At 56.5% G+C, this 12727-nt stretch carries 10 protein-coding genes and 1 riboswitch; of the genes, 6 read left to right on the top strand and 4 right to left on the bottom strand.

Annotated features, from left to right (window positions below):
- Positions 1 to 8: 8 nt before the first annotated feature.
- Positions 9 to 773 carry a hypothetical protein gene (locus G565_RS0113830; protein WP_028671445.1) on the bottom strand — a complete coding sequence of 255 codons (765 nt, stop codon included), beginning with the start codon at positions 771 to 773 and terminating at the stop codon, positions 9 to 11.
- A 204-nt stretch (positions 774 to 977) separates the two neighbouring features.
- Here G565_RS0113830 and G565_RS0113835 point away from each other — a divergent pair, with 204 nt between their 5' ends.
- The 4 genes from G565_RS0113835 to G565_RS0113850 all read left to right on the top strand — a co-directional run bounded on the left by G565_RS0113835 (position 978) and on the right by G565_RS0113850 (position 6122).
- On the top strand, positions 978 to 1715 hold the full coding sequence (locus tag G565_RS0113835) for a response regulator (RefSeq protein WP_028671446.1): 738 nt from the start codon (positions 978 to 980) through the stop codon (positions 1713 to 1715).
- Positions 1712 to 4258 (top strand): PAS-domain containing protein, encoded by a 2547-nt coding sequence (locus G565_RS24210; protein WP_051207919.1) that lies wholly within the window; start codon positions 1712 to 1714, stop codon positions 4256 to 4258. The genes G565_RS0113835 and G565_RS24210 overlap by 4 nt, the downstream gene beginning before the upstream one ends.
- Positions 4259 to 4328: 70 nt before the next feature.
- The gene (locus G565_RS0113845) at positions 4329 to 5780 is read left to right on the top strand and encodes a phospholipase D-like domain-containing protein (RefSeq protein WP_037339323.1); all 1452 of its coding nucleotides are present in this window, start codon (positions 4329 to 4331) and stop codon (positions 5778 to 5780) included.
- Between the two features lie 102 nt (positions 5781 to 5882).
- Positions 5883 to 6122: a TIGR02647 family protein gene (locus G565_RS0113850; protein WP_028671448.1), complete on the top strand. Its 240-nt coding sequence runs from the start codon at positions 5883 to 5885 to the stop codon at positions 6120 to 6122.
- A gap of 31 nt (positions 6123 to 6153) precedes the next feature.
- Here the strand turns inward: G565_RS0113850 and G565_RS0113855 are convergent, their stop codons facing one another.
- A complete protein-coding gene (locus G565_RS0113855) occupies positions 6154 to 6618 on the bottom strand; it encodes a 6,7-dimethyl-8-ribityllumazine synthase (protein ID WP_028671449.1) in 465 nt (154 codons plus the stop codon).
- An 89-nt stretch (positions 6619 to 6707) separates the two neighbouring features.
- A riboswitch (FMN riboswitch) is annotated at positions 6708 to 6886 on the bottom strand.
- 118 nt (positions 6887 to 7004) lie between these two features.
- The gene (locus G565_RS0113860) at positions 7005 to 7622 is read right to left on the bottom strand and encodes a DUF502 domain-containing protein (RefSeq protein WP_028671450.1); all 618 of its coding nucleotides are present in this window, start codon (positions 7620 to 7622) and stop codon (positions 7005 to 7007) included.
- Between the two features lie 213 nt (positions 7623 to 7835).
- Between G565_RS0113860 and G565_RS0113865 the strand changes: the two genes are divergently transcribed.
- Together G565_RS0113865 and G565_RS0113870 are read left to right on the top strand one after the other, a co-directional pair.
- The gene (locus tag G565_RS0113865) at positions 7836 to 8972 is read left to right on the top strand and encodes an AbrB family transcriptional regulator (protein WP_169579655.1); all 1137 of its coding nucleotides are present in this window, start codon (positions 7836 to 7838) and stop codon (positions 8970 to 8972) included.
- Positions 8973 to 9309: 337 nt separating this feature from the next.
- A complete protein-coding gene (locus tag G565_RS0113870; RefSeq protein ID WP_169579656.1) occupies positions 9310 to 10728 on the top strand; it encodes an ice-binding family protein in 1419 nt (472 codons plus the stop codon).
- Positions 10729 to 10917: 189 nt separating this feature from the next.
- On the opposite strand, the gene G565_RS27625 is transcribed toward G565_RS0113870, so the two are convergent.
- The gene (locus tag G565_RS27625) at positions 10918 to 12642 is read right to left on the bottom strand and encodes a PAS domain S-box protein (RefSeq protein ID WP_028671453.1); all 1725 of its coding nucleotides are present in this window, start codon (positions 12640 to 12642) and stop codon (positions 10918 to 10920) included.
- Positions 12643 to 12727 lie beyond the last annotated feature (85 nt).

Below are 12727 nucleotides of genomic sequence, written 5' to 3' on the forward strand. Positions count from 1 at the left end.
ACTGAAGCCTAGGGTGGCGAACACTGAAACTCTTCAAGTGTCCGCCACACCAGTTCAGCGATAGCCCGGTAGTCAGCATCATAAGGTTCAAGCGGACTAGCATTGTGACCAGGTTCCTGATGGGAAGGAGCTAGATAAAGCCGGTGCATCAAATTGAAAATAGTAGTTTCGAAACTAGCCCACGAGTCCTCAGCTCTGAAAATTGCCGAAGCCTTTTCGTCGCCGCCCTCCCGATGACAACTACTGCACTTATCAACCAGCAAAGGTTGCGCGACTTCACTGTAATACTCCGCATTGGAAATGCACTGCCCAAATGTGAGGTCACGCTCAAAGGTCACCGTTTTCCAGGTATTTCCTTTAAGGGCCGTCAGTTCAAATCGTTTGGTGCCGCCGGTCTCAATCATCGTTGCAATGGATTGTTCCAGATCGTCTTCGCACAGGATAAAAGCCGGAAACTCAACGCAGGCTTCGCCGGTATCCCAGCTTTTTTGCAGAACGTCGTTCATGTACAGGTCAATCCGGGCTTCAGTCGGCACCTGCACGTCAAGCACCACCTGAGTCGGCCCCGGGTTGGATTGGGTGTAGTTCAGGGTTCTCACCCGCAGCGCCAGCTCAACTGCCCCGCTGTCGTCGGTATCGACCGGGTCGGATACCTCGTCGTCAGTGTCACTGGCGGTATCCGGTTGGCAGCCGCTGACGGTCAGCGCGACCAGCAGAGTGCAAAGGGCCAGCCTGTAAGGGGCCGGTCGAACGAAGAACGCAGGGGTTATCATAGAATCAGTCTGTTGGTGGAGAACCGGTAGAATGGCACGGTGGCGGGCTTACATCTGCGACAGGCGGCACACTTCACTGTTTTTCCCGGGGGTAGTTTGGGGCTGGCTTTGAAATACTCTGTTAACATTCCAGTGCCTCACTGAAGGGCGCGAATGCGTAATGACAACACCTGGCACCATAACGATAAAAAGCCGGAGAAACCGATGGCCGCAACCCCCCTGGCGCATCACATAGCCATCGTCGATGACGACCCGGACATCTTACTGGTACTGACCGACGCCCTAACGCTTGAGGGCTATCGGGTCACGCCGGTACAAACCGGGCAGGCATTGCTTAGCCTGGTCGACACCGACCCGGCTGATCTGATTCTGCTCGATCTGAAGCTCGAGCACGAAAGTGGCTTGCGCGTGGCTCAGGATATCCGCCGGGACTCGGCGGTACCGATCATGATGCTGACCGGTAAGGGCGATGAGACCGATCGCATCCTTGGCCTCGAAGTCGCCGCCGATGACTTTATGATGAAGCCGTTCAATCTGCGCGAGATCATCGCCCGGGTGCGGGCGCTATTGCGACGCAGCACCCAGTTAAGCCAGACCCCGAAATCCCTGGAGCAGCGGGTGTCTGAAGGGCTCGTTTTTGATGGCTGGTGCCTCGATCTGACGCGGCGCACGTTACTGAACCCCGCGGGCAACGCGGTTGATCTGACGTACGGTGAGTTTAATTTGCTTAATGTGTTGCTATCGTCGGCGAACCGGGTGTTAAGTCGCGATTATTTACTGGAAAAAACCCACGGTACTCAGACTGAATCGTTCGATCGGACCATCGATGTGCTGATTCTGCGGTTGCGGCGCAAGCTGGAACCCAACCCGAAGGCCCCGCACTACATTAAAACCGAGCGCGGCATCGGTTATCGGTTTGAGGCGACGGTCAAACGGCTATGAACCCGCTACGCTGGACCTTGCACACCAAAGCACTGGCGGCGTTTGTCGTCGGGCTTGTGCTGCTGCTGACGCTGGTCAGCTTTTCCTGGCGCGGGCTGAGCGAGACCCGGGCGGCGGTGAATGAATTCGAGGGTTTGCTCATTCCGGAGATTCGCACGGCCCTGAGCCTGTCGGATGAGGCCGCGCAGATTGTGGCGCTGGCGCCTTACCTTGCCTCGGCAGGACGGCCGTTTCAACTTCAGGCAGAGCGACAGCGGCTAGAGAGCCGATACCAGCGCGTGTTTGCCCTGTCGCAAAGGCTGCAAAACCCGGATGTTCGCGCCCGGATCCAGGCCATTCTGGCCAATATCAAGACCGATCTTGATGCCCTGACCGAGCGGGTTTACGACGAACTGTTCATACGCGAAGATCTGCTCGCTGCTCAGTTCCAGGTCGACCAGCAAGCCCGCGACAGCACCGATGCCGGTGGTGCCGTAATGATCGAGCCCTGGCTGCCACTGCAACTGTTTTATCGGGCGATTACCGACCCGGCTGATTACAACCGTCAGACCCGTGAGCGGCTGCGCCCGCTGGTGTTGGCGGCGGCCGAACCCGAGGCCTATCTGAACTGGCTCGAACTGGCCACAGCGGAATATCAGACACTGCAGGGCATTCAACAAAACAAGGCGTTTCTGCTGGCCCGATTGCGCGCGCACTCGGAGCGACTTACCGAGCAGACCAACAGTTTTGCCGCCGACATTCAGCAGATGGTGATCGGCCAGCAAACGGCGGTGACCGACCGGGTGAACGCTTCAAGAGTGCTGACGCTGGGTTTGTCGTTGGTGGTGATGTTGGCGTTGCTGGCTTACTACCTGAATAATCGGCGATTGATTCGCGACCTGGGCACGGTCACCGACGATATGATCCAGTTATCGCGGGGCGAAGAATCTCCGGCGCAGATCCGGATACAACGGCACGATGAAATTGGTGATCTGGTGCACGCCTACGATGTGTTTCGGGAGCACGCCTTCCAGGCCGAGCGCACCAGCGCCGAGCTGGATGCTCAAAAGACCCTGCTGGAAACCATACACAACCAGATTCAGGACGGACTCAGCGTGTTCTCACGAGACGACCACCTGGTGATCTGGAACCGGCGTTATCTGGAAATGTTCGGTTTCAGTGACGGGGATCTGCAGCCGGGCATGCCCTTGGACGACGTACAGGCCCTGATGGCCCGCAAAGCCCACCGTAACCTGAATGTGCAGCAGGAAACCGTCGACATGCCGACGATGAACGTGCAGCGACACCAGAGTCAGCAGAACTTTGAACGCCACTACGACGACGGCCAGATCATCGAGTTTCGCAGTCAGCCCATGCCCAATGGCGGCTTTGTCACCCTTTACCGGGACCTGACCGAGCGACGCATGGCCGAGCAACAATTGCAGCAGGCTCAGAAGATGGATGTACTGGGGCATCTGACCGGGGGCGTTGCACACGACTTCAACAACTTGCTGGCGGCCTTGTCGGGAAATCTGCAGTTACTGGAGCACAGTGGCGCAGTCACTGAAACGGGCCAAACGTATCTGCATCGCGCACTGGACGTCAGTGAACGCGGTGCCCAACTGGTGCAACGACTGCTTGCCTTCAGCCGCAAGCAGCAACTCACGCCGGAGGTGGTTGAGCCCGATAGGCTCATCGACGGTTTGGCTGAATTGCTTGAGTATTCCGTACCCGGCCCGGTGTCACTGACACTGGATCTCGGTGCCCCCGGGCGCAGTCTGTACATCGACCCCTCGCAACTGGAAAACGCCTTGCTCAACCTGGTGCTGAACAGCGCGTCAGCCATTCCCGGCAAGGGCGCCATTACTGTGCGCACTCGTTACCTTGAGACTCACGACAGACTGGAATTGACGGTTACCGACTCCGGTCAGGGCATTCCGGTCGACTTGCAAAAGCGTGTCCTGGAACCTTTTTTCAGCACCAAGCCAGTGGGCCAGGGCAGCGGACTGGGGTTATCGACGGTCTACGGCTTTGTGCAGCAGAGCGGTGGCCAGTTCACGTTGAACTCCGCGCCGGGCCAGGGCACAACCGTGTGTATGGACTGGCCGGTGACCGCCGAGTCTGTCACGCCCGGCCCCCGCGCCAGTGAACCTGCGCTGGCGTTCGACGCGAGCCGCACGCTCGTACTGGTCGAAGATGATCGGTCGGTTCGAACGGCCTTTGCCGCTTTATTGCAACAACGGGGCTATCAGGTCATGGCTTTCGAACACGGTGAGCAGTTCATCGACTGGGCGCATCACAGCGATGAATCGGTCGGGCTGGTGCTCTCCGATGTCAATCTCGGCGGCCTGCTGAACGGTCTCGACGTGGTGACCATGGTGCGCGAATACTGGCCCGACGTACCCTGTCTGTTGATGTCTGGCCTGCCCAGAGACCGGCTTGAAGAAGACCTGGGCTTTGCCATTGAGCATCCATTGTTGCAAAAGCCACTGTCTCAGGGGCATATTGACGCCTTGTTTCCGCCCCACACAGCCTCGGCTCAATCGCAGGGTGGAAATAACTGATACCCGGGAAACGCATGGATGATGCCTGCCCGGACGCGAAGGACCCCAAACTGAAGGAGTGGGTAGCACAATGTTGGGTATAACCAGGGCAGGAGGGCGTATCGCCATTGCATTGCTGGTAGCCATAGGGCTACTGCTGTTGGGAGTGGGTATTTACCACAGCGTTAAGCCGCTGCCGGCCGGTCTGAATTATGATGGCCCGTTGCGGCCGGTTGGTGATGTCCGGTTTCTATCCGATACCTCCTATATCGGGCCAGACGACCAGCGCCATCTCGAGCAAAGCATTTTCGATGAAGTGTTCGCCATGATCGGCGCAGCAGAGCGCTTCGTGCTGATCGACATGTTTCTGTTCAATGCCTTTCAGGGCGAAGTACCGGAAGAGCACCGGGCGCTGTCGGCCGAACTGACCGAACGCCTGCTTGCCCAGAAGCGGCGATACCCAGATCTACAGGCTCATCTGATCACCGATCCGATCAATACCGTCTATGGGGGGCAGCGCGCTGTCCATCTGGACCGGCTTGAACAGGCGGGCATCACCGTCACCGTCACCCGACTGGAGGCACTGCGCGACAGCAATCCGCTGTATTCGTCGATTTGGCGCACTTTTTTATCTTACTGGGGTACCGGGACCGGAACGCGGCTTGAAAATCCACTCGGTGATGGCCGGATTTCTCTGCGCAGTTTTCTTATTTTGCCGAATTTTAAAGCCAATCATCGCAAAGTAGTGATCGCGGACCAGGGCGATGGCTTTGCAGCCCTGGTCACCTCGGCCAACCCCCACGATGGCAGCAGCGCTCACGGCAATGTCGCCTTGCGTTTCACCGGGCCCGCCGTTCTGGACCTGCTGACCACAGAGCAAGCTGTTCTGGCGTTTTCCGGTGGGCCAGCAGAGGCCGTCAACCTGCCACCCCAGGCCGCCAGTGAGCCAGCCGGTGCGGGTTTGAGAGTGGTCACCGAACGCGCCATCAAGCAGGCCCTGCTGAGCACCATTAACCGTGTTAACGCCGGAGACCGGCTCGACATAGCCGTGTTCTACCTTTCCGATCGCGACATCGTCAACGCACTGCTGGCCGCACACGACCGCCAGGCTCAATTGCGTCTCCTGCTCGACGCCAACAAAGACGCCTTCGGCCGGGAAAAGAACGGCATCCCCAACCGCCAGACTGCGCTGGAACTGCACCGGGCCGGTATTCCCGTGCGCTGGTGCGAAACCCGGGGCGAACAGTGCCACTCCAAATTCATGCTGGCGCGGCACGCCGACGGACAGGCAACCCTGATCGTCGGCTCGGCCAACTTTACCCGGCGCAACCTGAACAATCTGAACCTCGAAACCAATATGGTACTGACCGGACAGGCATCGCAATTGACTGCCCTGGCTGAAGCTGCCGAGTGGTTCGAACTGCGCTGGTTTAACACCGCAGACAAACGGTTCAGTGTTGATTACCCGGTCTACGCCGATGAACGGCTCTGGCCGCAGGCGTTGTATCGGTTTATGGAAGCGACCGGAATCAGCACTTTTTAAGTAGAGATTCAAAGGTTGCTGAAAAGAAGGGCGCCGACGGTTGTCTAATGGTTTAATTTCGGCTAAACCATTAGATAAGCCCGTCTATTAACAGGAACTGCCATGCCATTCTCCGACGACCACCTCGCTGAGCTGAATTTGCTCACTCAGTTTCGGGCCTCTTCTTTGCAGGAAGGCATCAAAGTACACAGTCATGAGGCCAACCCGGCCCTGGTAGCGGCCGCTGAACGCTTGCACGTAAAGGGCCTGATTACTCACAGAGATGGGGGCTATTTGACCGACCTGGGTATTGAGACCGTTGACCATACCCGCAAGTTGCTCGGTATTCTGGCAAACGAATAAAGCGCCGGTGCAACGACTGGCGCCAGTTGGCTCATCCTATAATTGAACGCAGGCTGCCTAACGTTGCATGGCAGGCCTGCGCGGCTTCCTGTCCTTTTTTCACAAAATGCTCGCGGAAATAGCGCTGGTGCTCTTCGTGCTCGTGAAAATGGTGCGGCGTTAGAACAACGCTGAACACGGGCACGTTGGTATCCAATTGCACCCGCATCAGACCATCAATAACCGCCTGGGCGACAAAGTCGTGCCGGTAAATGCCACCGTCGACCACCAGGCCACAGGCGACAATGGCGTCAAAGCGGCCGCTGTTGGCCAGGTGTTTGGCGTGCAATGGAATTTCATAGGCACCGGGCACTCGAATGTGCTCGACGTCGGCCGTGCTATCAAGAAGCGTCAGTTCAGATTCAAAGGCAGAGCAGGCCTGTCCGACAATGTCGGCATGCCAGGAGGCCGCGATTACGGCGACGCGGGTAGTGCGGTTGGGTGTAGGCTGATTCATGGGTTGCCCTCAAGGTTAGGGTGATTGCCAGAATCAGGGCGCGCGAGTACGCAAAGACGGCCACACAGGTGCAGCCGACATTGGGTGGTTCGCGATCTCTCTCATCCGGACTCTAACCGTCGGCTCTGGTTTCTCACCAGATCTGCTGACCTCGCCTTGAGCAAACGGAGTTAACCGCTGCCAGGGCGAGCGCTCGCGGGCTCCTGAATAACAATCGTGTTGTCCAGATACCGCCGGTGGGGAATTTCACCCCGCCCTGAGAACGCTGCCAGCACGAAAGTGCCGGACGATCGGCAGTATACTGAAAAAACGGGCGAACGCACGGTCGGCGCCGACCTGGGAGCCAGCGTTGCTGAAAATGGCCCGACGTCGCGCGACACAATGGTTCATGCCGGTGGCGGTGCTTTGTTTGTGTCGGAACTCTTGTACAAGCCGGCTGTCAGCATGAATTGCATGGCATCTTCAAACGGCCAGTCGACGTAAATCAGATCTGATCGGCGCACCAGAATCGTTACCCCGGCGATCTGATAACTGACCTGCATGAGCACCGGCACCCAGCCCTCCTGGTCGTGATGTTCGCTCAGAGCCCGGTGCACTGGGCCGGGTACATCGTCGGCGGTGACGAAGCCGACAATGTAGGAATCGTTGGCCTGTTTTATCAGAACGGTTTGTCGCTGCTGCGTTTTTTCGGGGTCGGTGCTGATCAGCGACGCCATGTCTTTAATGGCACCGTATACCGTCTTCAGCAGCGGGAACCGGAGTATCTGATCTTCCAGTCGCTGGTACAGCCAGGCGATCGGGCTGACACTGAACGCCAGACCAATAATCAGCAGCAGGATCAGAATCAGTACAAAGCCACTGCCGGCCCAGGGCTGATTGATACCCACCACGCTCAGCAACGCGAGGCCAAAACTGTTGAGCCCGCCGCCGATCGACCAGAACAGCCATACCGTTAGCGCCAGTGGCAATACTCTGAGAATACCCCGAGTCATTGTTTTTCGCATGTCACACTCCCTTGGTGATGGTTTGTCGCTGTGATCTTTCGTAAAGCGACCGCTTCTATCCAGAGCACAGCCTATCAGAAAGCGCACCGACCACCCGGTGAGACGCCGAAAAGATCGGTGAATGCCCTGTTTGACGGAGTCTGTTGTGCATGAGTCGACGCACCGGAGGCGATGCTTCTTATCCGCTGCCATCTTCCCGGGATGATCCGTTGTATGTCGAAAACCGGTCACGGCCTCTATACTGTGCGCGATATTGAATCCAACCGGTTAACCATGAGCCCCAGTCCTCCGACCCGATTGAACATTGCACTGACGCTGCTGGCCACACTGGCCATCGGTGCCGTGGGTGCGCTGATCTTCAATGCCCTGTCGTGGCCACTGCCGTGGATGCTGGGCAGCCTGACCTCGACGCTGATCGGCAGCTTGCTTGGGTTCAAACCCTTCATTCCAATGAAGCTGTTCACCGCCATGCTGCTCATTCTCGGTATCTACGCCGGTGCAGCACTCGACCCAAGTCTGCTGTTTACCGTCTGGCATTGGCCATTGTCGCTGATTGGCATGGGGGTGCTGGTGGTGGCAACAACGGCGGTGAACCACTGGTATTTTCGGCGGTTTGCCGGGTTCGATAAAACCACGGCGCTGTTTGCATCGGTACCGGGCGCCCAGTCGCTGGTGCTGATCATGAGCGCGCGCAGTGGCGCTGACGAGAAACAGGTACTGATCCCACAAATCACCCGGGTATTGGCAGTTATCTATTTTGTGCCGCTGATCCTGGTTGGGCTCGGGGACTGGACCGGGCTCGACATGGACCGCATTCGGGGCGTACCCGAAGAGGCCTGGTCACTGCCCGACGGGTTGTCGATTCTGTGGTTACTGGTCGCAACCGGCCTGGGCCTTCTGGTTGCCCGGCGCCTGAATTGGCCGCAACCGCTGATGATCGGGCCGCTGGCCGGCGTGGCGTTGATGCAAATAACCGGCCTGACCGATCTGAACATTCCCGGTCAGGCGCTGGTGCCGGTGCAATTTGTGCTTGGCACCTACCTGGGTACCAAGTTCGCCAGAATACGCTGGCGCACGGCGATTATTCTGTCGGGCCACGGTATCGTCGCGCTGGCACTTACCGTCGTGCTGGTGGCACTGATGACGTTACTGCTAACCCTGGTAACCGACATCCCGCCCGCGGCCATCTTCCTGGCGTTTGCCCCCGGTGGCCTGCCGGAAATGGTGCTGATCGCCGCGACGCTCAATGCTGACCCGGCTTTTGTGGTCATCCATCACGTGGTTCGATTTCTGATAATCGCCATTGCTTTGCCCTGGGTGGCCGACAAGATAACGACCGGAGTGCGCTAACTGTGTCGATCAACTGTGTCGACTAAAAGCAGCGTTCCCAACACCCTGCCGAATTTCACAGCGTCTCTTTAAAGTTGGCCTGAAATATATGGCTATCTATTGGTGAAATAGAGAGTATAAGTTTAGTTAACCAGTCAGTTCTGGTCTCTCCAAACGCGCAAACCAAGCGCATTCAGATAATCCTCTGTGTTTCTCGCATTTCTCTGCACCACACCAGGCTTCCGAGAATGAGTACGTATTGCTCACTTCACTTACCGGTTCTGCACCTCAGGTGTTTGGCTGGTTCAAAATAGCAGGCCATATTATGGGTATTCTTCAACGATACTCGAAAACTTTTTTGACTCTATTCGCATCTGTTTCCATCGTAACCTTAGCTGCCTGTGATGGCAGTAATGGTGACCTCGATACCAGTACAACCGTGATCGCTTCGCTGGCGGTAACATCCAGTGCGCCAGCCGCAGCATCCGCAACGGCGGGTACCAACACAAAAGTTGTCGCAGTTTTTAACCGGGCAATGAAATCCGACACGCTGACACAAAACAGTTTTACGCTGCAGGGTGACGGTGAATCGGGGGTTGTCGGTGCGGTAGCGTACAATGCCGATACCAAGGCTGCTACATTTACACCGAATGGCAATCTTACGGCGAGCACGCTCTACACCGCCACCATTACGACAGCGGTTGAAGATGAAACCGATGCGTCGTTATTGAGCGATTTTGTCTGGAGTTTCACGACAGGTTCATCCATTGACGACAGTGTGCCTACGCCAGTCACCATTAGCCCCGCCGACATCGCGATAGACGTACTGCGCAACACCAAAGTTAGCGTAATTTTCAGTGAAGCTATAGACCCGGAAACCCTGACGCCAAACAGCTTTGAGTTAACAACCAATGCGGGCATCGTTGTCGTCTCTGGCGAGTTGCTATATGTGAACCCGAAGACGGTGGTATTTACACCAGATGCAAACCTGGGCGCAAGCGAACTGCATACCCTGACGTTGAGTACGGCCATTCTTGACCTTGCAGGCAATAGCCTTGCACTGTCGGAAACCAGTTTCACAACAGGTACTGAGGTGTCTTCAAGCCCTGCAATTGTAGACCTGGGCACTGCCGGTAACTACGTGATACTTGCCAAAACCGGAATATCCACAACCGGAACAACGCATATTACCGGTGACATAGCCGTCAGCCCTGCATCGCGCACAACGCTGACCGGTTTCGCAGATACACTCGACTCGAGCGGTATGTTCTCTACCTCACCACGGGTAACCGGCGAGTTGTTTGCTTCAAATATGGAAGTACCGACACCGGATGATTTGACCACTGCTGTCAGTGATATGGAAACCGCCTATACCGATGCGGCTGGCCGTGTAACCCCGGACTTTACCGAACTGGGTGCCGGCGAGATCGGTGGCCTGACGCTGGATCCGGGGTTGTACAAGTGGGGCACCGGGGTGCTGGTTACCTCCGATGTAACGCTGAACGGTTCAGCAAACGATGTCTGGATATTCCAGATCGACCAGAACCTGAAGCTGGAAGATGGCAAGGCCGTGGTACTGACCGGTGGCGCACTGCCTGAAAACATATTCTGGCAAGTGGCCGGTGAAGTAACCTTGCAGGCCGGCACCACGTTCAACGGTATTATCCTGACTCAAACCCAGGTTGTGTTTAAGTCTGGTGCCGTACTAAACGGTCGTGCTCTGGCACAAACGGCGGTCACGTTAATCTCCAACGATATTAACGAACCGGCTCAGTAAGTGTTAACACGCTGAACGCATCGGTCGCTGACTAACCTCGGTGGCCGAATGCAAAAAAACCGCGACGTTGATCGCGGTTTTTTTATGGAAGTAGAGTGGAATAAGCGAATTATGTGAGTGACGAGTTCGCTACCCATTGAGTGTCCGGTACCTAGTATACCCGGCACCTGACACACCGACTTCAGGCAATCAACCATCTATCTTATTCAACGAGGCCGCCAGCGCTTCCACCCGCTGATTGGTTTCATCTACCAGCGTATCAATCTCACCGGCCGAGGCACTCGACTTGCTCGCCAGTGTACGCACTTCATCGGCCACGACCGCAAAGCCCCGTCCTGCTTCACCGGCACGCGCTGCTTCAATGGCGGCATTGAGTGCCAGCAAATTGGTCTGGTCTGCAATGGCGTTAATGGTGGAGACGATACCGCTGATCTTGTTGCTGACCTGCAATACCGATTCCATGGCTTCCTGGGTTTCGCTGAGCGCCTGGAACCGGTCAGTGATGTCGATGCCAAACAGCACGTAGCGACGAACGTCGCCGGTGAACGATTTGAGTGCCACGACCTGGTAATCCAGCGCCATCGTTGGAAGACCCGTCAGTTCCACTGAATCCTTGCCGCTGAATTCGCCGCTGCTGCGCAGGGTTTTGATGTTCTCGGCGGTCAGCTTGGACCAGAACGCTTTGGCGACCTGAGCGACCTTGTCTTTATTGCCGTACTTGGCGTGAACCAGCTTATTGGCAGAAATGAAACTGCCATCGGGATTGAATTCCATGGTCACCATCGATCGTTCAATGGCTTCAAGTCGGCGGGTAAAGTCGACGGTTTCCTGTTTGCTCTGAGTAATGTCGGCTTCAACGGAAATGAACCGTTCTATGCGGCCGCGCTCGTCGAACACCGGCGCAATGGACAGTGACACCCAATAGGGTGTGCCATTTTTGTGGTAGTTCAGAATTTCAACGTAGAAGGGTTCCAGCCGGTCGAGGTTCTCTCGAATTTTTTTCACGGTCTCCGGGTCGGTGCCTTCGCCCTGCAACATAGGCCCCGGCTTTTTGCCGCGAGATTCGGCCAGGCTGTAACCGGTCAGTTTTTCAAAACCGGCGTTGATGTATTCTATGCTGCCCTTACTGTCGGTAATGATAATGCCGCTGTTGGCCTGGTCAGCAACCAGCGAGAGCATTTCCATTTTTTCCCGTTTTTCGACTTCTTCCGTCACGTCTTTGATAAAAGCGGTGTAGGTAATGCGCCCGTCAAATTCAATTTTGCTGATCGCGGCCTGGCCCCATAACTCGGTGCCGTCTTTGCGCACAACGGTCAGTTCACGGTAGCTGCCGACGATCCGGTTTTCACCGGTGGTTCGGTTGCGGTTGACGAATCCATCGTGTTGCGACTGTAAGCTTTTGGGCACCAGCATCTTGACGTTGTTGCCCAGCACTTCTGACCGGTCGTAACCCCAAGCCGCTTCGGCAGCCTTGTTGAAGAAGGTGACGTTGTTGTGCTCGTCAATCGACACCACAGCGTCCATGGCCTGCTCCAGTGTCTGGTTCATCATCTCCCGGTCGTAGCGCTCACGGCTGATGTTGCGCACGAAGAGGGTGTGACTGATGCCCTGGCCCGACTTTATGGCCGTTGACTCCAGTTGTACCCATATAGCGTGCCCGTCGGCCGTTTTAATCTGCGTTTCATGGGACACATCGCCTGTGTTGCCCAGGCGTTTAAGACTGTCTTTGGGAAGTAGTTGAGCCGCTGGTTTTGCCAGCACCGCCTCTCGCTTAACCCCCCAAAGCCGTTCCGCTGCTGCATTAAAAAACACAATGGTCTGTTTCGCATCGAGCGTGACAATAGCCTGGGGGGCATGTTCGAGTGCTAAAGCGGACTGGGAACTGGAAAACCAGCGAGTCAAGAAGCGAGCCATGGTGAATGTATCCTCTGGTGGCACCGGCCGGGGCATCATCGATGAACTACCCCGGGGAAAACAGCCTGGAACGAACGTGGCAATA

The sequence above is a fragment of the Saccharospirillum impatiens DSM 12546 genome (assembly GCF_000423605.1).
GTDB lineage: Bacteria > Pseudomonadota > Gammaproteobacteria > Pseudomonadales > Natronospirillaceae > Saccharospirillum > Saccharospirillum impatiens.